Origin of the sequence: Microcella sp., from assembly GCF_030645145.1 — a bacterium.
Classification (GTDB): Bacteria; Actinomycetota; Actinomycetes; order Actinomycetales; family Microbacteriaceae; genus Microcella.
Genome location: NZ_JAUSMI010000013.1, coordinates 1 through 21,017, shown reverse-complemented (window position 1 = coordinate 21,017; position 21,017 = coordinate 1). Strand labels below are relative to the sequence as shown.

Sequence of the window (21,017 nt, the reverse complement as noted above, 5' to 3'; positions counted from 1 at the left end):
CGGTTGCCTCTACCGACCGGCGGCGGTCGCGACCTGTCGCCCTCGCCGACGGCCGGGGATGGACGCGACGAGCACGCCGACGAGGGTGAGCCCCGCGCCGATCGCCGTCGAGGCCGTGGTCGGCACGCCAATCGGCGCGACGAGATCGAGCACGAGCGCGCCGATGAGCTGGCCCATGACGAGGCAGAGCCCGAGCACGAGGACTCCGATCCGCGCCACCGTGATCGTCTGGATCGCGATGAAGCCCGCCCCGATCGCCCCGCCGAGGTACAGGATCGGGTCGCTCGGTAACGACTGCGGAAGCCCCGAGATGAGCAGGTGGACGCCCGTCACGACCGCGAGCGCGGCGGTTCCGACGATGAAGTTGACGGTCGTCGCGGCGATCGGCGACTCGGTCGCGACGCGCACGCGCCCGTTGACCGCGGCCTGGACTCCGACGCCGAGCCCCGCGAGCAGCGGCAGCACGAGCGCAGCGACGGGGACCTGCCCGCCGATCTCGGGCGCGACCGAGACGACGACGGCGGCGAGCGTGAGCACGGTTCCGATGAGCCGCTGCGGCGTGACGGGTGCGCGCCGTCCGCCGGCGAAGCCGGTGGCGTCGATCCAGAGACCCATCGCGGTCTGGCCGGTCACCGTCGCGACCGTGAAGATCGCGACTCCGAGGATGCCCGCGACGAGACTCTGGCCGAGAACTAGGAAGGCCCCGCCGAGCCCGCCCAGGAGCATCCACCATCGCAGCTCGCCCGACGCGACGAGCGGGCGGATGGCGCAGAAGGCGGCGCGAGCGCGCGGCGAGACCGCCGAGGCGATGAGGAGGATCACGAGGCCGGAGGAGAAGGAGATGAGCGCGGCGGTGAAACCGTCGCCGATGACCTGACCGAGCTCGCCGTTGACGCGGTGCTGCGCGGCGACGCCGAGGCCCGCGACCACCGTGGCGAGGCACGCGATCGCGAGGAGGAGCCGGTGCCGGGGCTCAGTCGTCATCGGGGTCCTCCCCGGCGAGGGCGCGCGCGGCGAGCGACTCCTCGCCCGCGAGGCGCCACACCTCGAGAGCCGCGCGGCTGTTGAGCACGATGATGAGCCCGCCCAGCACGATGTCGGGCCAGCCGGTGCCGACCGCGAGCGTCACGAGTGCCATGAGGATGATCGCCAGGTTGATGACGACGTCGTTGCGGGCGGCGAGCCAGGCCGCGCGCCCCATCGCCCCCGACGAGGCCCGGATGCGCGCGAGCAGGAGCGCCGCGACGAGGTTCACGACAGCGGCGCCCGCGGCGGTGAGGATCAGCGGGATGACCGCCGGGGCCGCCGGCTCGCCGACCTTGAGCACGAGCTGGACGACGACAGCGACCGCGGGGATGAGGATGACGATCGCGAGCGCCCGACCGATCGCGGCGCGCGCGGCGAGCGACCAGCCGAGCGCGAGAGCGATGAGGATGTTGATCGCGGTGTCCTCGAGGAAGTCGACGCTGTCGGCCAGGAGCGAGACGGAGCGGATCGCGAGCGCGACCCCGCCCTCGATGAGGAAGTAGGCGAGGTTGAGCGCGGCGACGAGGAGGACGGTGCGCCGCAGGGTCGGGACCGGGATGCGCGGCGAGGGCTCCACGGCGCGGCCGGGCGTCTCGCTGCCGGCGTCGTCGGGCGTCTGATCCACGGGTCCATCGTCGCGCATACCGGGGCGCGTCGCGGACGCGGGGGCCCGCCAGCGACCGCGCCGCGGTGCGCCCCCCGTTCGGGGGCCTGCGGGCGGCACCGGCGAGGACTACGGTTCGGTCATCCTCGGGCCCGTCGATGCGCCCGGCATCGGTCCGCGACCCGCCGATGCCGCGCTCTGCCCGAAGGAGACCCCCATGCTCATCACTCGCGGACGCCTCCGGCCTCTCGCTCGTCGCAGCGCGATCGTGTCGATCGCGTCGGCGATCGCGGCCCTCGCGCTCGTCCTGGCCCCCATCCCGGTGGTCGGCGACGATGCCGCGTGGGCGGCCAAGCCGACGAGCCCGGGCGGGGGGAAGCCCGGGGGCGGGAACGGAGGCGGTGGCGGCGGTGGAGGCGGTGGAGGCGAGGCCGAGTACGCCGCGATCGGCGACTCGTTCGCGGCCGGCACGGGCGCTCGCAGCTACCTGGACACGAGCTGCTACCGCAGCTCGCGGAGCTACCCCTCTCTGCTCGACGCCGAGGCGACTCTCCGGCTCGTGGCCTTCCCGGCGTGCTCCGGTGCGACCACGGCGCAGGTGATCTCCGGGCAGGTTCCGGCCATCCCGACGACGGCGAAGGTCGTGACGATCACCGTCGGCGGCAACGACGTCGGGTTCGGAACGGTCATGCGCAACTGCTTCGTCCTCATCTCGAGCTCGTGCGCGTCGAGCATCGACGCCGGCACCGCCATCGCCGCGTCGCCGGAGTTCGCCGCGAGCATCCAAGGCGTCGTCGACGCCGTCCAGGCACGCGCCGCGGGAGCGCGCGTCGTCGTCACGGGCTACCCGCAGCTGTTCCACCTCGACGCCTCCGGGACGAACGCGAAGTACGTGTGGGCCGACGAGGTGAACGCGCAGACGATCACGCTCAACGCGGTCATCCGGGCCAACGCCGAAGCCGCGGGCGCCGTGTTCGTCGACGTCACCGCGATCTTCGCGGGGCACGGCATCGGCAGCGCGAGCCCGTGGATCAACGACTGGAGCCTGTTCCGCAGCGTCGATGCGTTCCACCCGAACGCGACGGGCTATGCCCAGGGCTACACGGTCGCGCTGAGGACCGTGGCGGTGCCGATCGTCGTGTGAGCGACGAGCGGGAGGGGGGTGGGGCCGCCTGTGGGAATCGAACCCACGACCTATTCATTACGAGTGAATCGCTCTGCCGACTGAGCTAAGGCGGCGTGCTCGGTTCGCACCGGGACACGGCTATGGAGTCTAGCCCATCCTGCGGGCGCCCTCCGCACAGGCAGGGCGACGGCGTCAGCCCGCCCGCTCCGGGTCAGCCGGCGCAGACGGGGTCGCTCGCGGGCACCGCCCCGGAGATGAGGTAGTCGTCGACGAGGTCGTTGATGCACGGGTCGCCTTCGTCGTAGGCGATGTGGCCCTCCCCGTCGTAGGTGAGGAGCACGCCGCTCTCGAGCTGCTCGGCGAGCGCCTCGGCCCAGACGTACGGGGTGGCCGGATCGCCCGTGGTCCCGATGACGAGGATGGGCGGAGCGCCCTCGGCGCGGACGGGCTCGAGCTCGCCCTCGAACTCGTGCGGCCAGTTCTGGCAGACCACATCGCCGAGCACGCTGGGGTCCGAGGTCACGGGCGCGGCCTCGGCGATGGCCGCGTTCTGCTCGATGATGCGCTCGGCGTCGCGCTCGACGGGATAGTCGAGGCAGTTGATCGCGATGAACGCCTCGAGCGAGTTGTCGAGGTACTCGCCGTTCTCGCGGCCGTAGTAGAAGTCGGCCAGGAGGAAGCCGGTCTCGACGACCCCCGTGCGCAGCTCGGTGAACATCTGGCTCAGGAACTCCCACGACGCCTCGTCGTAGAGGGCGGTCGCGACCGCGATGTCGAGCACGGAATCGGTGAAGAGCCGGCCGTCGGGCCCGGCGATGGGGTCGCTCTCGAGCCGCTCGTAGAGCTGCTCGACGACCGCGAGGGCGGCGGCGGTGTCGGTCGGGAAGGGGCACGTCGCTGCGGCGGCGCATTCCGTCAGGTACGTGGTGAGCGCGGACTCGAACCCGATGGACTGCGCGAGGACGACCTCGAACTGGGTCGTCGTCGGGTCGGTCGCGCCGTCGAGGACCAGCCGACCGACGCGCTCGGGGAAGCGGTCGGCGTAGCGGGCGCCGATCTCCGTCCCGTAGGAGTAGCCGAAGTAGTTCAGGGACTCGTCGCCGACGACGGCTCGGAGCATGTCGAGATCGCGCACCGTGGAGTCGGTGTCGACGTGCTCGAGGAGGTCACCGGAGTTCTCGGCGCACGCGTCGACGAAGCGCTGCGCGCTGCGCTCGAGCTCGTCGACCCATTCCGGGGTCTCGGGCTCGGCCTCCGGCACGCCGTAGATGAACTCGTCCATGTCGGCGGGGTCGGTGAAGCACGTCACGGCGGAGGACCGGCCGACGCCGCGCGGGTCCCATCCGATGACGTCGAAGCGCTCGCGCAGTCGCTCGCTCACCGCGAAGTCGACGCTGTCGCGGACGAAGTCGAAGCCCGAGGCGCCGGGGCCTCCTGGATTCACGAAGAGCGAGCCCTGGGCCTCCTCGGTCGCCCGGTAGCGCACGAGCGCGAGCTCGACGTCGTCCCCCTCGCCGGGGTCGTCCCAGTCGAGCGGCGCGATCGCGGTCGCGCACTGAGCACCGCCGCCGCATCGCTCCCAGACGAGCGCCTGCCGGTAGTACGGCTCGAGCCCCGCGTCGACCTCCTCGCCCGTGGGCGTCGAGGTGTCCTGCCCCGTGAGCCCGCTCAGCCAGGTCGGCACGCAGCCCGAGAGCGCCAGCACCGCGACGAGGGCCAGAGCGACGGCGGAGCGGCGGGGTCGGGTCGTCACGCCCGCGAGCCTAACGCGGGCACCCGTCCGCTGGCCGTGATGAGCATCGCCTCGAGCGCGAGGACGGGCGGTGTATTGCCCTCGACCCGTCGGCGCGCCTGCCCGATCGCGTCGAGCGCCGCGAGCGACTGCTCGGCCGGGCTCGAGCGCGCAACCTCCTCGAGCCGTGCGCGCTGCGACTCGTTCACGAGCTCGATGCCGGCGTCGAGCTGCAGAAGCAGCAGATCCCGGTAGAGCGAGAGCAGATCGACGAGCACGCGATCGATGCCATCGCGGACCGATCGGGTCGCACGGCGCTTCTGGTCCTCCTCGAGAGCCTTGAGCGCGCCGCGCATCGCGGGAGGAACGGTTCCGCCCGGTTCGAGCCCGAGCGAACGGAGCGCGGCGTCGCGCTCGAGAGCCTCGCGCTCGGCGGTGAAGGCCTTGGCGTCGTCCGTGGCGAGGGCGACGAGCTGCTCCGCGGCGAGCACGGCGCGCGAGACGCTCGTCACGCCGAGCGCGAGCTCGAGGGTGCGGGCCCGCCGCTCGCGGGCCTCGGCGTCCGTCGCGAGTCGGAGGGCCATCCCAATGTGGCTCTGCGCCTCGCGGGCGGCGCGCTCGGCGAGGCTCGGCTCGACGCCGTCGCGGCGCTCGAGCAGGTCGGCCACCTCGCGCACGCTCGGCACGCGGAGCCGGACGGCGCGCACGCGCGACCGGATCGTCGGGATGAGGTCGGCGGCGCTCGGGGCGCACAGGATCCAGACGGTGCGCGGCGGCGGCTCCTCGAGCGCCTTCAGGAGCACGTTCGACGTGCGCTCGGTCATGCGATCGGCGTCCTCGACGATGATGACGCGGTACGGCGCGACGCTCGGCGAGTACTGGCTCTGCGAGACCAGCTGCCGCACCTCGTCGATCGAGATGATGACGCGCTCGGTCGCGAGCACGGCGAGGTCGGGGTGGGTCCGAGCCGCGACCTGCGCGGCGGTGACCGCCGCCGCGGCGGGCTGAGGGGTGAGGAGCTCGGTCGCGAAGGCGAACGCGAGGTTCGACCGACCGGAGCCGGGGGGCCCCGTGATGAGCCACGCGTGCGTCATCGAGGCGGGGTCGCTCGCCGCCGAGCGCAGAAGGGCGATCGCCGCCTCCTGCCCGGTGAGGTCGTCCCAGCCCGTCATGCGGTCAGGGTATCGAGCAGCGCGGACACGCGAGTGCGGATGCGCTCCTGCAGGGTCGCGACCGGCTCGGTCGCGTCGAGGACGAGGAAGCGATCGGGCTCGTCGCGCGCGAGGGCGAGATACGCGTCGCGGACGCGCTCGTGGAAGACCGCGGCCTCGGCCTCGAGCCGGTCGTACCGCGTGCGGCTCGCGTCGAGGCGCTCGCGGCCGAGCGAGGGATCGAGATCGAGCAGCACCGTCAGGTGCGGGAGCAGCCCCTCGGTCGCCCAGAGCGAGAGGCCGCGCACCTCGTCGGTCGACAGCACGCGCCCGGCGCCCTGGTAGGCGACCGACGAATCGAGGTATCGGTCCTGGATCACCACGTCGCCGCGCTCGAGCGCGGGCCGCACGACCGTCGCGATGTTGTGCGCGCGATCGGCGGCGTACAGCAGCGCCTCGGCGCGCGGGGCGATGTAGCCGCGGCGGTGCAGGATGATCTCGCGCAGCTCGAGCCCGAGCTCGGTGCCGCCGGGCTCGCGCGCGTGGACGACGGTCTCGCCTCGACTCGTCAGCCACTCCGTGAGGAGCGCGGACTGCGTCGACTTGCCCGAGCCGTCGCCGCCCTCGAACGTCAGGAAGAGGCCGGTCACGCGGACTACTTCTTCTTGGCCGCGGTCGTGCGCTTGGGGGCGGGCTTCTTCGCCGCGGCGCGCTTGACGGGCTTCTTGGCGGGGCCCTTGGCGCGCTTGTCGGCGAGCAGCTGCACGGCACGATCGAAGTCGACCGACTCGACCTCCTCGCCGCGCGGGATGGTCGCGTTCGTCTCGCCGTCGGTCACGTACGGGCCGAAGCGGCCGTCCTTGATCTTGATCGGCTTGCCGCTCACGGGGTCGGCGTCGAACTCCTTGAGCGCGCTCGACGCGCGGCGCGCGCCGTACTTCGGCTCGGCGAACTTCGCCAGCGCTCCGTCGAGGTCGATCTCGAAGATCTGGTCCTCGGAATCGAGCGATCGCGTGTCGGTGCCCTTCTTCAGGTACGGGCCGTAGCGGCCGTTCTGCGCCGTGATCGGCTCGCTCGACTCGGGGTCGAGCCCGACCTCGCGCGGCAGGCTCAGGAGCTTCATCGCCGTCTCGAAGTCGACCGTCGCCGGGTCCATGTCCTTGAAGAGGGATGCCGTGCGCGGCTTCTCCGCCGCGGCCTTCTTCTTCGCGGGCGCGCGCTTCTTGGGCGGCTCGACGACCTCGCCCGTGGCGGGGTCGACGACCGGCTCTGCGGCCGCGGGCTCCGCGGGGGTCTCGGGCTCAGGGTCGACCTCGGTCACATACGGGCCGAAGCGGCCGTCCTTCGCCACGACCTGCTTCCCGTTCTCGGGGTTGATGCCGAGGACGCGATCGCCGACGACGGGCGCATCGATGAGCTCCTGCGCCTTGATCGGCGTGAGCTCGTCGGGCGCGAGGTCCTCCGGGAGGTTGACGCGGCGCGGCGTCTCCGATCCCTCCTCGGCGACCTCGAGGTAGGGGCCGTACTTGCCGATGCGCAGAGTGATCTCGTCGGTGATCGGCATCGAGTTGAGGGTCTTCGCGTCGATGTCGCCGAGGTTGTCGATGACGGGGCGGAGGCCGGGCTGGTGCGCGTCGCCGAAGTAGAAGCCCTTGAGCCAGTCGGTGCGGTCGGCCTCGCCGTTCGCGATGCGGTCGAGGTCGGCCTCCATCTCGGCGGTGAAGTCGTACTCGACGAGGTCGGCGAAGTTCTCCTCCAGCAGACGGACGACGCTGAACGCGATCCAGTTCGGCACGAGCGCGGTGCCCCGCGGCGTGACGTACCCGCGGTCGACGATGGTGGAGATGATCGCCGCGTAGGTGGAGGGGCGGCCGATGCCGCGCTCCTCGAGCGCCTTGACGAGGCTCGCCTCGGTGTAGCGCGGCGGCGGGCTCGTCTCGTGGCCCTTCGCCTCGACGTCCTGCACCGAGAGGGTCTGCCCTTCGGCGAGCGGGGGGAGCTTCGCCTCAGCGTCCGCGGCGTTCTTCTCCGCGTCCCGCTCCTCGTCACGACCCTCCTCATACGCCGCGAGGAACCCGCGGAAGGTGATGACGGTGCCGCTCGCGGCGAACTCGGCGATCGCACCGGCCTCGGCGGGGGCGGTGAGCGGGCCGGCCTGGATGGCGACCGAGGCGGTCTGGCCACGGGCATCCGCCATCTGGCTCGCGATGGTGCGCTTCCAGATGAGGTCGTAGAGCTTCCAGTCGTTCCCGCGGAGGGTGCCCTCGAGCGCGCTCGGAGTGCGGAAGGTGTCACCGGCGGGGCGGATCGCCTCGTGGGCCTCCTGCGCGTTCTTGGACTTGCTCGCGTAGACGCGCGGCTTGTCGGGGATGCTCTCCGCGCCGTAGAGCGAGGAAGCCTGAGTGCGAGCGGCGGCGACGGCCTGCTGCGACAGCGAGGACGAGTCGGTGCGCATGTAGGTGATGTAGCCGTTCTCGTAGAGCGACTGCGCGACCGACATGGTCTGTCGAGCGGTGAAGCGGAGCTTGCGCGCGGCCTCCTGCTGCAGGGTCGAGGTCGTGAACGGGGCGGCCGGTCGGCGCGTGTAGGGCTTGGACTCGACCTTGGTGACCGTGACCGCGACATCGGGCGACCGGAGGGCCTCGGCGAGCGCCGTGGCCGTCGCCTCGTCGAGCGCGATCGTGCCGGAGCCCTTGAGCTCGCCCCGGTCGTCGAAGTCGCGGCCGCTCGCGACCTTCTTGCCGGCGAGGCGCGTGAGGCGTGCGGTGAACGCGGTCTCGGCATCGACCGGGCAGAGGGTCGTGTCGAGATCCCAGTACTGGGCGGCGACGAAGGCGAGGCGCTCGCGCTCGCGGTCGACGACGAGGCGGGTCGCCGCCGACTGGACGCGTCCGGCGCTGAGCCCGGGGCCGACCTTGCGCCACAGCACGGGGCTCACCTCGTAGCCGTAGAGTCGGTCGAGGATGCGCCGGGTCTCCTGAGCGTCGACGAGCGCGGTGTCGAGCTCGCGAGTGGACTCGGTGGCTCGGGCGATCGCCTCCGGCGTGATCTCGTGGAAGACCATGCGCTTGACGGGAACGGACGGCTTGAGCACCTGGAGGAGGTGCCACGCGATGGCCTCGCCCTCGCGGTCCTCATCCGTGGCGAGGAAGAGCTCGTCGGCGCCCTTGAGCGCCTTCTTGAGGTCGGCGATCACGCGCTTCTTCTCATCGGAGACGACGTAGTACGGCTCGAAGCCGTTGTCGACGTCGATCGAGAACTTGCCGAGCGGGCCCTTCTTGAGCTCGGCGGGCAGGTTCTTCGGCTCGATGAGGTCGCGCACGTGCCCGACGGAGGCCTGCACCTCGTAGCCGTCGCCCAGGTACTTGCCGATCGTCTTCGCCTTCGCAGGCGACTCGACGATGACCAGCTTCTTCGTGCTCGGCACGGTACTCCTCGATCTCAGGGGCGTCCGGGGGGATGACTCCGCACCCCGGCGGTCGCTGCGGCGCGCATGCCGCGTTCTGGCACACCATACACAGGTTGTCGAAGGCGGCGTCCCAGGGCGGGCGGCTCACGACGGAGGCGGACCGGCTCGCGAGGAGCGTTCCACGGGCAGCCCCGCAGCGGTTCCGGAGACGGCGACGACGATCTCGAGCCCTTCTACTCGGCAGGCGGCGAGGTGCGTGCGATTGGCCGCCGCGACACGGGAGGCGACCGCGCACGGGGGCTCGGCGAGCCAGCCGAGGAGTGCGTCCCCTCCCGCGAGCGCGGCGGCGTCGGCGGCACCGGCGAGCCTCTGCGACTCGACGAGCGCGGTCCCCGCGACGACCGCTCCCCCGCCGCCGGCGGCGACGACGGCGATGAGGCCGAGGACGAGCGGAGCGCCCGCCATCAGCGCCCCTCGTCGAGCGCGCACGACCGCGCGTCGAGCTCGATCGGGATCGAGAGGATGCGCGGACGCACGCTCACCGTCGCGCAGACCATCCCGCCCGAGCCTTCGAAGCGCAGCCGGCCGCCCGGGGCGGCGGCCGCGATCTGCGCGGCCGCCGCGCCGTCGGGGTCGCCACGGGCGAGGGAGCGGGCGGCGTCGGCCGCCGCGTCCTGCGCGCGGAGCAGGAGCGTCGCCGCGCCCAGACCCTGCAGGCTCGCGACGAGGACGAGGACGACCGCGGGGATCGCGATCGCAGTCTCCGCCGTGACGGCTCCGCGATCACGGCTCGCCGTCCGTCGCGGCGGCCGCGCCACTCCCGTCATCCGCCGAAGGACAGCGCGGTGCGCACCATGTCGGTGAGGATGCCCCGCACCTCGTCGCTGCGCATGATGACGACCAGGAGGCTCGCGAACCCGACCGCCGCCATCGTCGCGATCGCGTACTCGGCGGTCGCCGCACCGCGGTCATCCGCAAGAGAGAGGGAGCGCGGGGCTCCATCTCCGGACCGGACGGCCGCGACGAGCGCAGCGCGCTGCCGGACGGGCGAGCACAGGCCAGGAGCACGTCGCGAGGAGGCCCCCGCGAGTGCGAAGGACGGCTGCATAAGAGAGGAGTGGCTGCGAGACATGGGGGTCGCGCCTTTCTGGTCGGTGCGCGCACGAGTCGAGGTGAGCGCTGTCGAGGGCACGAACGGTGTCCAGTGTGCGCATCGCGGGGAGGTCGCGGCGATGCGGACCGCGAAGACTCGCGAGGTCACCCCGTCGGCCCCGCTGTGGAGGAGAGGAGCCCGACGAGCATCGGCACGACGCCGAGGAGGAGGAAGGACGGCAGCACGCACACGCCGAGCGGCAGCATGAGCCGCACGGCCAGCTCCTCCGCCGATCGTCGAGCCCGCGCTCGCTCCGCCGCCCGGGCCTCCGCTGCCTCGGCCCGCGCGAGCGCTCCGAGCGGAGCCCCCGACGCGCGGGACAGCGCGACGAGCCGGGAGAGCGCATCATCGGCCGCCTGCGCTCCGGATGGCGCGGGCAGCCCCTGGTCGACGAGCGCCCGCAGGACGGTCGCCCGAGCGGCCTCCGGAGAGCCACCGCCGCCCGCAGCGACGGCGAGCAGATCCAGATCGAGCCCGACGGTGGGCGGAGGCGGAGCCGCAGCGCGGAGCATCCGCGCCATCCAGGCGCGCGCGAGCACGCCGAGCGCGAGCCCGGCCAAGATGCTCGCGATGCCGATCGGGTGCGCGAGGCTCGCGAGGATGTCGGCGCCCGCCAGGAGCGCCAGACCGATCGCGACGACGGGGAGCGCGAGCACGATGCGCGCGGTGGCGCGCGGCCCGGCGAGCGCGACCGCGATGTCGCGCTGCGCCGCCGCCCGGTCTCGCACGGCTTCGGCGAAGGCGGAGAGCGCGGGAGCGAGCGGCGCCCCGCTCGAGGTCGCGACCGACCACGCGGCGGCGAGCGCCCGCCACCCGTCGTCGCGATCGCGCGCCACGCGGTCGATCGCGAGACCGAGCGGTGCGCCTGCGTCGAGGTCGTCGACGAGAGCCGCGAGCGCGGCATCAGCCGGACGCGCGGCGGCCATGACGTGGCGCCAGGCGGAGGCCGGCGCGATGCCCGCACCGACGAGGACGGCGAGCCGGTGAACGTGGCTAGCGAGCGCATCGGTCGACTCCGTCATCCGCGCGCACCCGGCTCGACGGGCACCGGGTCGACGGGCACCGGGTCGACGGGTACCGGGTCGACGGGCACCGGATCGATCGCGAGGCGCTCGCGCTCGTCCAGTCGGAACCGACCGAGTTCCGCCCTGCGCTCGCCGCCGGGGCCACGGGACAGGTGGACGACGAGATCGATGCCGCTGAGCGCCTGACGAGCGAGGGCCAGCGGGTCGAGACCGGCGATCATGCCGACCGCCTCGAGCCGGGAGGGCACGTCCGCGAGCGAGTTCGCATGCAGCGTGCCGGCGCCGCCGCGGTGCCCGGTGTTGAGCGCGGCGAGGAACTCGCGCACCTCCGCGCCGCGGCACTCCCCCACCACCAGGCGATCGGGCCGCATCCGGAGCGCCTCACGCACGAGCCGAGCGAGGTCGACCTCGCCCGCGCCCTCGAGATTCGCCTGCCGGCACTCGAGTCCGACGACGTGGGGGTGCCGGATGCGCGCCTCGGCGACGTCCTCGATCACGACGATCCGCTCGGCGGTCGAGGCCTCGGAGAGCCAGGCGGCGAGCAGCGTGGTCTTGCCGCTCCCCGTCGCACCGGTGAAGAGCAGGGTGCGGCGATCGCGGAGGGCGTCGCGCAGCGCGTCGACGGCCGCGGGGGCGAGCCCCGCATCCCCCAGCGTCACGGGCCGCGAGCGCGGCAGCCGGATCGAGAGGGCCGGCCCCGCCCAGGCGATCGGCGGGAGAGCGGCGTGCACGCGCACGCCGTCGCCGATGCGCACGTCGGCGCACGGCGTCGCCTCGTCGATGTGCCGCCCGCCGAACTCGATCAGGCGGACCGCGAGATCGCGCGCGGTCGTGGCATCGAGACGGATGCCCGGCACGCGCTGCACGCCCCGCCCGGCGTCGCGCCACACCGCCCCGTCGCCCGTGACGAAGACATCCGTCGCCGCCTCGTCGTCGACGGCGCGAGCCAGGGGGCCGAGGGCGGCGCGGAGCTCCACCGCGAGCGGCCGGGCGACCGGAGTCGGCGACGAGGACGAGGCGTCCGTCTCGGCACGGACGCGGGGATCGAGTGGGACGAACGGCGCACGGTGCATCGCCCGATCGTCGCCGACCGCGGTCGGTCGCACGGGGCGCCGAAGAGAAGGGCGGAGAAAAGACGAACGGCTCCTCGTGGGGAGGAGCCGTTCGGTGCTTGGGGGGCGGCGCCCAACTTTGGGGGGAAATGGGCGCCGCCTCAGCAGCACGCGATTGGGGGGAATCGTAGCCGTGCTGCTCAAGTCAGTCTTGCTGCTGACAGGGATCAGTCTACGACAGCGGCCCTCCTCGTCAAGACTTTCGGCCAGCGAATTGTCCCCCAAAGTGCCGACCCTCGCTCGGGGGCGCTCCGGGGCGCGACGGAGTAGGCGATCCGCAGCGCGGATGAGCCCGCTCGTCGCCTCGTCGCGCGCGTTCGTCGCACCGCGAGCCCGAGCCCTGGCGACCGCTCCGCCCGCGAATAGGATGGCCCACGACCACCTCAGCGTTGCGGCAGTCCAGGCCTGTTACGCACATCGACCAAGGATGACGATGTCCACGACTTCGATCGACAGCCTCCTGCACGAGGAACGGCGCTTCGCGCCCGACCCCGACTTCACGGCGAACGCCGTCGCCGGCCCCGAGCTCTACGATCGGGCCAGCGCCGACCGCCTCGGCTTCTGGGCCGACCAGGCGCGCGAGCTGCACTGGCACACCCCCTTCACCCAGACCCTCGACTGGTCGAATCCGCCCTTCGCGCGCTGGTTCCACGACGGCGAGCTCAACGTCGCCTACAACTGCCTCGACCGCCACGTCGAAGCGGGCAACGGCGACCGCGTCGCCATCCACTGGGAGGGCGAGCCCGGGGACAGCCGCTCGATCACCTACGCCGAGCTCACCGCCGAGGTGAAGCGCGCGGCGAACATGCTCGCCGACCTCGGCGTCGGCCAGGGCGATCGCGTGGCGATCTACCTGCCGATGATTCCCGAGGCGGTCGTCTCGATGCTCGCCGTGGCGCGCCTCGGAGCGATCCACTCGGTCATCTTCGGCGGCTTCAGCGCCGAGAGCATCCGGGCCCGTGTCGAGGATGCTGATGCCAAGCTCGTCATCACTGCCGACGGCGGCTGGCGCAAGGGCAAGGTCTTCCCGCTCAAGCACGCGGTCGACTCCGCCCTCGCGGCCGCCGAGACGGACGTGACGACGGTCGTCGTCGTGCGGCGCGGCGAGAACGAGGTGGAGTGGCAGCACGGCCGCGACGTCTGGTGGCACGAGGCGATGGAGAAGGCCGCGCCCGAGCACGAGGCCCAGGGGTTCGAGGCGGAGAACCCGCTGTTCATCCTCTACACGAGCGGCACCACCGGGAAGCCCAAGGGCATCCTCCACACGAGCGGCGGCTACCTCACGCAGACCGCCTTCACGCACCGCAGCGTGTTCGACCTCAAGCCCGAGACCGACGTCTACTGGTGCACCGCCGACGTCGGCTGGGTCACCGGCCACTCCTACATGGTCTACGGCCCGCTCGCGAACGGCGCGACCCAGGTCATGTACGAGGGCACCCCCGACACGCCGCACCCCGGCCGGTGGTGGGAGATCATCCAGAAGTACGGCGTGACCATCTTCTACACGGCGCCCACGGCCATCCGCTCGTTCATGAAGGCCGGCCGCGAGATCCCGCTCGCCTACGACCTCTCGAGCCTGCGCGTGCTCGGCTCGGTCGGCGAGCCCATCAACCCCGAGGCGTGGGTCTGGTACCGCGAGATCATCGGCGGCGGCACGACTCCGATCGTCGACACGTGGTGGCAGACCGAGACCGGCGCGATCATGATCAGCGCGCTGCCCGGCGTGACGACGACGAAGCCCGGATCGGCGCAGGTGCCGATTCCCGGCATCTCGATCGACGTCCTCGATGAGGACGGCACGCACGTCGGCAAGGAGGCCGGCGGCCTGCTCGTCGTCACCGAGCCGTGGCCGAGCATGCTGCGCGGCATCTGGGGCGACCCCGACCGGTTCCAGGAGACCTACTGGTCGAAGTTCGTCACCAAGTACTTCGCCGGCGACGGCGCCCACCTCGACGCCGACGGAGACGTGTGGCTGCTCGGCCGCGTCGATGACGTCATGAACGTCTCGGGCCACCGCCTGTCGACCATGGAGATCGAGTCGGCGCTCGTCTCGCACCCGATCGTGGCCGAGGCCGCCGTCGTCGGCGCGAGCGATGAGACAACCGGTCAGGCCGTCGTCGCGTTCGTGATCCTGCGGTCGAAGAAGGCGAAGAGCGTGTCGGTGACCGAGGCGAGCCAGCAGCTGCGCGCGCACGTCGCCGAGCAGATCGGCGCGATCGCCCGCCCGCGCGAGATCTTCGTCGTCGCCGAGCTGCCGAAGACGCGCTCGGGCAAGATCATGCGGCGCCTGCTGCGCGACGTCGCCGAGGGCCGCGAGATCGGCGACACGACGACGCTCACCGACTCGACGGTCATCAACGTCATCACCGACACGATGCGCTGATCCGGCCGGTCGATCCGTGGTCGGCCGGAGACGACGAACGGGGCTCCTCCCAGGCGAGGGGCCCCGTTCTCGTTCGTGCGGCGGTCTAGGCGAACTCGACGACGAGCTCGACCTCGACGGGTGCATCGAGCGGCAGGACCGCGACGCCGACCGCGCTGCGCGCGTGCGCGCCGATCTCGTCGCCGAAGATCTCACCGAGCAGCGTGCTCGCGCCGTTGAGGACCACGGGCTGACCGGTGAAGTCGGGGGCCGAGGCGACGAAGCCGGTGACCTTGACGATCCGAGTGATGCGGTCGAGCGAGCCGATGACGCTCTGCACCGCGGCGAGGGCGTTGAGCACGCACAGGCCCGCGTAGCGGGCCGCATCCTCTGCTGTCACCTCGGCGCCCACCTTGCCGGTCGCGGGCAACGCGCCCTCGACGAAGGGCAGCTGGCCGGCCGTGAAGACGAGGTGGCCCGAGATGCTCGCGGGCACGTAGGCCGCGACGGGCTTCGCCACGGCGGGGATGCTCAGGCCGAGCTCGGCGAGGCGCGCGTCGATGCGGCTCATCTCACGCCGCCTTGGGGCGCTTGAGGTACGCCACCAGACCGCCCTCGGGGCCGGTGACGATCTGCACGAGCTCCCAGCCCTGCTCGCCCCAGTTGTTGAGGATGGCGGTCGTGCTGTGGATGAGGAGCGGAGTGGTCGTGTACTCCCATTGAGTCATCGTCGGATCCTTCGGTCTTCCTCATAGGGTCATCGCGTACCCTTGAGTCTATGTCTGCGCAGAATCAAGGGGCTCCTGGCGCGATCCGCGCACTCTTCGGGATGGTGGCCCTGTCGGCCGTCGCCGGAGTGCTCGCCACCGTCATGGTCACGCCCGCGATCGCCCTGACGGGAATCGCCGCGAGCAACACCATCGGGATCTTCGACAGCCTCCCCGAGTACATCGAGATCAACGAGCTCCCCGGGCGCAACGCGCTCTACGCGCAGAAGACCGCGAACCCGGAGGACGGCTACCAGCAGATCGCGACCGTCTTCGCTCAGAACCGCGAAGAGGTCGCGTTCGATCAGATCAACGACTTCGTGAAGAATGCGACCCTCGCCGGTGAGGACCGTCGCTTCTACGAGCACAACGGCGTCGACGTGCAGTCGGTCGTCCGTGCCGCCGTCGGCAACGTGGTCTCCGGCGGCATCGAATCGGGCGCCTCGACCCTGACCATGCAGCTCGTCAAGAACATCTGCATCCAGGAGGCGCTCAACACCGAGGATGTCGACCGCGAGGCCGCCCTCGCCGGCGTCGCCGACTGCCAGGTGTCGAGCCTCGAGCGCAAGCTCAACGAGGCGAAGCTCGCCATCAACTTGGAGAAGGAGTTCACGAAGGACGAGATCCTCCTGGGCTACCTCAACATCGCCGGCTTCGGCGGGAACACCTACGGCATCCAGGCGGCCGCCCAGGAGTACTTCAGCGTCAATGCGATCGACCTCACGCTCCCGCAGGCGGCGAGCCTCATCGCGATCGTGCAGCAGCCCGGTGCGCGCTCCCTCAAGACTCCGGAGAACTTCGCGGCCAATCAGGAGCGTCGCGACGTCATCCTCGGCAACATGCTCGCCTACGAGATGATCACGCAGGAGGAGTACGACGCCGCCGTCGCCATCCCGGTCGACGAGAGCTTCGTCCTGCCCCAGCCGCCGCGCAACGGGTGCATCGCGGCGAACGACTACGCCCGGTTCTTCTGCGACTACGTCGTCCGGAACGTCGCCAACTTCGAGTCCCTCGGCCCCGACGCCGAGTCCCGCCTGGCCGCCTGGAAGACCGGCGGCATCGACGTGTACACCACGATCAACATGTCTCTGCAGCAGGTGGCCTACGACGCCGTGCTGCGGTACGCGCCGGCGAACGAGACGCGCCTCCAGCTCGGGGCGGTCGCGGTCTCCGTGGAGCCCGGCACCGGGCGCATCCTGACCATGACGCAGAACAAGCTCTTCGACAACAGTCAGACGCCCCCGGGCCCGGAGTACACCGCCGTCAACTTCAACACCGACCGCGCCTACGGCGGCTCGAGCGGGTTCCAGCCCGGGTCGACGTACAAGATGTTCACGCTCCTGGAGTGGCTGAACCAGGGGCGCGGCCTGCGGGAGGTCGTGGACGCATCGACGTTCCAGTACCGCTTCTCGGCCTTCACCGACTCGTGCAACGGGGTCGACCCCAGCCAGACGTTCAAGTTCGGCAATGACGAGGGCGCTGCAGGATCGATGGACCCGATCCAGGCGACGCGCCGCTCGGTCAACTCGGCGTTCGTGTCGATGGCGACGCAGCTGGACCTCTGCGAGATCCGCAACCGTGCGGCCGACCTCGGTGTGCACCGCGCCGACGGCGGCGAGCTGCAGACCAACCCGTCGTCCGTCCTCGGCACGAACGAGATCGCACCCCTGTCGATGGCGGCGGCCTACGCGGGAATCGCCAATGGGGGACAGTACTGCGAGCCGATCATGGTGGACCGCTTCGTCTCCCGTGAGGGCGAGGAGCTTCCGGGTCAGGCACCGAAGTGCGACCAGGGCATCGACCCGGAGGTCGCGGCCGCTGCGTCGTTCGCGATGGGCTCCACGATGGTGGACGGCGGCACCGCCGTCGCAAGCAACCCGTTCGACGGCACCCCGATCATCGGCAAGACCGGAACGACGGACCAGTCCAAGGACACGTGGGTCATCACGTCGACGACCGAGTTCGCGACCGCGGTCTGGGTCGGCAACATCGTCGGCGACGCCCGTATCCGCCAGTACCAGAACCCCGAGGGCTTCTGGGGCGGGGAGCTGCGTCACCGGATCATGCGCGAGATCCTCGGCGCGGCCAACGCGCAGTACGGCGGCGCCGCGTTCCCCGAGCCGCCGGCCCGCCTGGTCCGCGGGAGCGGCATCGAGCTGCCGAACCTGATCGGGCAGTCGCCGTCGCAGGCGCGCGCCATCCTCGAGGGTCTCGGCCTGCGCTACGGCGAGGGCGGCACGATCGACTCCGGCCAGCCCCAGGGCACGGTCGCGGCGACCTCGCCGTCGCCCGGCGCCGTCGTCGGCCGCGGCCTCATCGTGCGCGTCCAGCTCAGCAACGGCAACCTCGGCACGGTGCCCGACGTGACGAGCGCCGGGTACGACGAGGCGCAGGCACGAGCCGCCCTGCAGGGAGCCGGCTTCAGCAACATCGCGACGTCCTGCGTCCCGATCAACGGAGGCCCCGACCCCGCTCGGGAGGGCATCGTCGAGTCGCAGAACCCCGCGGCCGGGACGTCCACGAGCAGGAGCACGCTCATCACCCTCGGCGTCGCGAGCGAGCGATGCGGCTCCGGCGGCGGCGGCGGCAACGGCGGCGGGAACGGCGGCGGCTCACCCACCCCGACCCCGGACCCCGGTGACGGCGATTAACGGCCGGCTGGCGGCCGTCGCGGCTCTCGGAGCAGCGACGGCCGTCGCCGTGTACGCAACGGCGGTCGAGCGCCGTGCCTACGGGCTGCGCCGCGAGACCGTGCCCGTGCTCTCCCCCGGCGCCGATCCCATCCGGATCCTCCACCTCAGCGATCTGCACCTCGCGCCCTGGCAGTTCGACCGCATCGACTTCGTCCGATCCCTCACCGACCTGCGCCCCGACCTGATCGTCAACACGGGCGACAGCATGGGTCACGTCGACGCACTGCCTGCCCTCGAGGATGCGCTGTCGGTGTTCGACGGCGTGCCCGGCGTCTTCGTGCACGGCTCGAACGACTACTTCGCGCCGAGCTTCAAGAACCCGCTCGGGTACTTGACCGGGCCGTCCGGTTCCGGCGCGGCGTCCGAGCCGGTGCGACTCGATGTCGACGCCCTCGAGCGCCTCTACACCGAGCGCTTCGGATGGCACTCGCTCAACAACGACGTCGCGCAGCTCACGATCAACGGCTCGATCCTGGAGTTCATGGGCACGAACGACGCGCACCGCGGCTGGGATCGCCTCGATGCGCTTCCGGGTCTCGTGGATGCTCTGCGCGAGCTCGATGAGGACGACAGCGACGACCCGGCAGTCATGATCGGCGTGACGCACGCCCCGTATCAGCGCGTGCTCAACGCCTTCACGACGCAGGCCGCCGACGTGATCTTCGCCGGCCACACCCATGGCGGCCAGGTCGCCCTCCCCGGCTACGGCGCGATCATCACGAACTGCGACATTCCGCGCCAACGCGCCCGCGGCCTGAGCATGTGGCATCACGCCCACCGTGCGGCATTCCTCAACGTCTCGGCGGGTCTCGGTCACTCCATCTACGCACCGTTCCGCTTCGCCTGCCCGCCCGAGGCGGTGCTCGTGACGCTCGTGCCCGACGACATCGGCTATTCTTGACGAGTTGCCGCTCGCGCGGCGCACCGGGGTATGGCGCAGCTTGGTAGCGCGCGTCGTTCGGGACGACGAGGCCGCAGGTTCAAATCCTGTTACCCCGACTGAATGTGAAAGGGACCGCCCAGAGGGCGGTCCCTTTCACATTGGGTCCGGAGTTTCCGGACGCGAACCTGCACCCAGCAGGTGGGCCCACGTCGCCCGTAACGGCGCAGCGCGCAGCGCTCTGCCGTCGGTGCGATGGGGACAAATCCGGTTGCGCGAGCCGGAGTGTCGCGGGGCTCGCGCTCCGAAGCCGCGCGCAGCCGACGGCGGCCGCACAGCGGCAGCCGCCCCGCGAATCCCGCAGGACGACCTACGCGAAGTCCGGATCCGGCCCGAGCTCCGCCGCACCGCCGAGCGCCACCGGCGGCCTCCACCCCGACGCGAGCGAGTCGCCCGACTCGTCGAGGTAGCATGCTCCGCACAGGCTCTCGTACGTGACATCCGCCCCGTCGATCGCGACCTGATCGCCGTCGAAGACGAACACGCCGCCGATCGTGCGCGCGTTGAAGACGGCCTTGCGGCCGCAGCGGCAAATCGTCTTGAGCTCCTCGAGGGAGTGCGCGATCTCGAGCAGACGGCGGCTGCCGGGGAAGGCGGCGGTCTGGAAGTCGGTGCGGATGCCGTAGGCGAGGACGGGGATGTCCTCGCGGATGGCGATCCGGAGGAGGTCGTCGACCTGCTGCGGGCTGAAGAACTGCGACTCGTCGAGCAGGAGGCACGAGACGTCGCGGCCGGTGCCGCGGATGACGGCCTCGCGCTCGCGCTGGAAGACCGCATAGATGTCGTCGTCGGGTCCGATCGTGAAGTCGACCTCCCGCGTGACGCCGAGCCGCGACACGATGAGCTGGTCGCCCTTGGTGTCGATGCGCGGCTTGGCGAGCAGGACCTGCTGCCCGCGCTCCTCGTAGTTGTAGGCGGCCTGCAGCAGAGCGGTGCTCTTGCCGCTGTTCATCGCCCCGTATCGGAAGTACAGCTTCGCCATCAGCGCAAGTGCCCGTCTTCTGCTGCTCGTCGGATGAGGTCGGTCTTGGTGCTCGCGGGCCTCCCGGCGCGCGCGTACTTCTCGCGCACGCGCCGCAGATAGGTCTTCGCGGTCTCGTACTGCACGTGCATCTGCCGCGCGACCTCGGAGGTCGAGTTGCCGTTCACGTAGAGCACGAGGGCCTCGCGCTCGCTCGTGGAGAGCTTGGGGCGCGCGGGGTGCTGCGCTCCCGACGGGAGCGGCCGCCAGTCGCGCGCGGGCTCGCCGGAGGACTCCATGCCCATGACGCGCCGCGCGGTCTCCATGACCTCGCCGAGCGGCAGGGCCTTGGCGAGGAAGGCGGAGGCACCTGCGTCGAACGCGCGATCGCGGTCGTCGGCGGTCTCGAGGCTCGAGAGCACGATGACCTTCGCGCCGGCGGCGCGGCACGTGCGCACGCGGGCCTCGATCGAGACGGGCTCCTGCAGCTGGAAGTCGATGAGGACGAGATCGGTCGGGAAGCGGTCGCTCTGCACGAGCCCGAACCACGTCGACGCCGTGAGCACGAGGTCGAAGTCGGGGGCGTTCGCCGAGATCCATGAGGCGATGCTGTCGAGCAGGAGCTCGTGATCGTCGAGGATCGCGAGCCGCACGGGGGTGCGCGCGCTCGGGTCCATGAGTCGACTCTAGAACCTCGACCGCGCCGCGGGGGCTCGCCGCGCACGTCGCGGGCCCCTGCGTCAGAACAGCGTCGGAGCCCCCGCGCTCGCGGAGACCCGCTCGCCTCCCGGCCGCCCCGCGTCGGGCTGGAGCGCGTGTCGACGACGCTCGAAAATGAGGCCATAGCGACGCTTGAAAATGAGGCCACCCAGACAGATTGGATGGGTGATCTCAGTGGAAGATTGGGCATTGATTCGGCGGCTGGTCGCGGACGGCGTTCCGCAACGTCAGGTCGC

The 21,017-nt window shown here is 71.5% G+C and carries 19 protein-coding genes and 2 tRNA genes; 5 read left to right on the top strand and 16 right to left on the bottom strand.

Annotation, left to right across the window (positions count from 1 at the left end):
* Nucleotides 1-9: 9 nt before the first annotated feature.
* Both Q7T15_RS00820 and Q7T15_RS00815 read right to left on the bottom strand, forming a co-directional pair.
* The gene (locus Q7T15_RS00820) at nt 10-984 is read right to left on the bottom strand and encodes a DMT family transporter (protein ID WP_304692310.1); all 975 of its coding nucleotides are present in this window, start codon (nt 982-984) and stop codon (nt 10-12) included.
* Nucleotides 974-1,651: a cation transporter gene (locus Q7T15_RS00815; RefSeq protein WP_304692307.1), complete on the bottom strand. Its 678-nt coding sequence runs from the start codon at nt 1,649-1,651 to the stop codon at nt 974-976. Before Q7T15_RS00815 ends, Q7T15_RS00820 begins: the two co-directional genes overlap by 11 nt.
* Before the next feature lie 196 nt (nt 1,652-1,847).
* Between Q7T15_RS00815 and Q7T15_RS00810 the strand changes: the two genes are divergently transcribed.
* A complete protein-coding gene (locus Q7T15_RS00810; RefSeq protein WP_304692305.1) occupies nt 1,848-2,774 on the top strand; it encodes an SGNH/GDSL hydrolase family protein in 927 nt (308 codons plus the stop codon).
* A gap of 19 nt (nt 2,775-2,793) precedes the next feature.
* On the opposite strand, the gene Q7T15_RS00805 is transcribed toward Q7T15_RS00810, so the two are convergent.
* The 10 genes from Q7T15_RS00805 to Q7T15_RS00760 form a co-directional block, all read right to left on the bottom strand.
* Nucleotides 2,794-2,869 (bottom strand) — tRNA-Thr (locus Q7T15_RS00805).
* A 98-nt stretch (nt 2,870-2,967) separates the two neighbouring features.
* Entirely contained in the window at nt 2,968-4,509 is a 1,542-nt protein-coding gene (locus Q7T15_RS00800) for an alpha/beta hydrolase (protein WP_304692303.1), read from the bottom strand.
* Nucleotides 4,506-5,660 (bottom strand): DNA polymerase III subunit delta', encoded by a 1,155-nt coding sequence (locus Q7T15_RS00795; RefSeq protein ID WP_304692301.1) that lies wholly within the window; start codon nt 5,658-5,660, stop codon nt 4,506-4,508. The genes Q7T15_RS00800 and Q7T15_RS00795 overlap by 4 nt, the downstream gene beginning before the upstream one ends.
* A complete protein-coding gene (gene tmk, locus Q7T15_RS00790; protein ID WP_304692299.1) occupies nt 5,657-6,289 on the bottom strand; it encodes a dTMP kinase in 633 nt (210 codons plus the stop codon). The genes Q7T15_RS00795 and tmk overlap by 4 nt, the downstream gene beginning before the upstream one ends.
* A gap of 5 nt (nt 6,290-6,294) precedes the next feature.
* Nucleotides 6,295-9,066, bottom strand: a complete 2,772-nt coding sequence (gene topA, locus Q7T15_RS00785) for a type I DNA topoisomerase (RefSeq protein WP_304692297.1) — start codon at nt 9,064-9,066, stop codon at nt 6,295-6,297.
* A 126-nt stretch (nt 9,067-9,192) separates the two neighbouring features.
* Nucleotides 9,193-9,513 carry an Rv3654c family TadE-like protein gene (locus tag Q7T15_RS00780; RefSeq protein ID WP_304692295.1) on the bottom strand — a complete coding sequence of 107 codons (321 nt, stop codon included), beginning with the start codon at nt 9,511-9,513 and terminating at the stop codon, nt 9,193-9,195.
* Nucleotides 9,513-9,866 carry a TadE family type IV pilus minor pilin gene (locus Q7T15_RS00775; RefSeq protein ID WP_304692293.1) on the bottom strand — a complete coding sequence of 118 codons (354 nt, stop codon included), beginning with the start codon at nt 9,864-9,866 and terminating at the stop codon, nt 9,513-9,515. Before Q7T15_RS00775 ends, Q7T15_RS00780 begins: the two co-directional genes overlap by 1 nt.
* A gap of 5 nt (nt 9,867-9,871) precedes the next feature.
* Nucleotides 9,872-10,156, bottom strand: a complete 285-nt coding sequence (locus tag Q7T15_RS00770) for a DUF4244 domain-containing protein (RefSeq protein ID WP_370689067.1) — start codon at nt 10,154-10,156, stop codon at nt 9,872-9,874.
* Nucleotides 10,157-10,305: 149 nt separating this feature from the next.
* Complete coding sequence (locus Q7T15_RS00765) at nt 10,306-11,223, bottom strand: type II secretion system F family protein (protein WP_304692289.1); 918 nt, start codon at nt 11,221-11,223, stop codon at nt 10,306-10,308.
* On the bottom strand, nt 11,220-12,299 hold the full coding sequence (locus tag Q7T15_RS00760) for a CpaF family protein (RefSeq protein ID WP_304692287.1): 1,080 nt from the start codon (nt 12,297-12,299) through the stop codon (nt 11,220-11,222). The genes Q7T15_RS00765 and Q7T15_RS00760 overlap by 4 nt, the downstream gene beginning before the upstream one ends.
* 466 nt (nt 12,300-12,765) lie before the next feature.
* Between Q7T15_RS00760 and acs the strand changes: the two genes are divergently transcribed.
* Nucleotides 12,766-14,721 carry an acetate--CoA ligase gene (gene acs, locus Q7T15_RS00755; protein WP_370689066.1) on the top strand — a complete coding sequence of 652 codons (1,956 nt, stop codon included), beginning with the start codon at nt 12,766-12,768 and terminating at the stop codon, nt 14,719-14,721.
* An 85-nt stretch (nt 14,722-14,806) separates the two neighbouring features.
* On the opposite strand, the gene Q7T15_RS00750 is transcribed toward acs, so the two are convergent.
* On the bottom strand, nt 14,807-15,271 hold the full coding sequence (locus tag Q7T15_RS00750; protein ID WP_304692283.1) for a RidA family protein: 465 nt from the start codon (nt 15,269-15,271) through the stop codon (nt 14,807-14,809).
* Between the two features lies 1 nt (nt 15,272).
* A complete protein-coding gene (locus Q7T15_RS00745) occupies nt 15,273-15,428 on the bottom strand; it encodes a DUF4177 domain-containing protein (RefSeq protein ID WP_156376727.1) in 156 nt (51 codons plus the stop codon).
* A 50-nt stretch (nt 15,429-15,478) separates the two neighbouring features.
* Here Q7T15_RS00745 and Q7T15_RS00740 point away from each other — a divergent pair, with 50 nt between their 5' ends.
* The 3 genes from Q7T15_RS00740 to Q7T15_RS00730 all read left to right on the top strand — a co-directional run bounded on the left by Q7T15_RS00740 (nt 15,479) and on the right by Q7T15_RS00730 (nt 19,159).
* A complete protein-coding gene (locus Q7T15_RS00740) occupies nt 15,479-18,118 on the top strand; it encodes a transglycosylase domain-containing protein (RefSeq protein WP_304692280.1) in 2,640 nt (879 codons plus the stop codon).
* A complete protein-coding gene (locus Q7T15_RS00735) occupies nt 18,105-19,061 on the top strand; it encodes a metallophosphoesterase (protein WP_304692278.1) in 957 nt (318 codons plus the stop codon). The genes Q7T15_RS00740 and Q7T15_RS00735 overlap by 14 nt, the downstream gene beginning before the upstream one ends.
* A gap of 24 nt (nt 19,062-19,085) precedes the next feature.
* A tRNA-Pro gene (locus Q7T15_RS00730) sits at nt 19,086-19,159 on the top strand.
* 251 nt (nt 19,160-19,410) lie between these two features.
* On the opposite strand, the gene Q7T15_RS00725 is transcribed toward Q7T15_RS00730, so the two are convergent.
* Nucleotides 19,411-20,082, bottom strand: a complete 672-nt coding sequence (locus tag Q7T15_RS00725) for a thymidine kinase (protein WP_304692276.1) — start codon at nt 20,080-20,082, stop codon at nt 19,411-19,413.
* Nucleotides 20,082-20,738, bottom strand: a complete 657-nt coding sequence (locus tag Q7T15_RS00720; RefSeq protein WP_304692274.1) for a response regulator — start codon at nt 20,736-20,738, stop codon at nt 20,082-20,084. Before Q7T15_RS00720 ends, Q7T15_RS00725 begins: the two co-directional genes overlap by 1 nt.
* Nucleotides 20,739-21,017 lie beyond the last annotated feature (279 nt).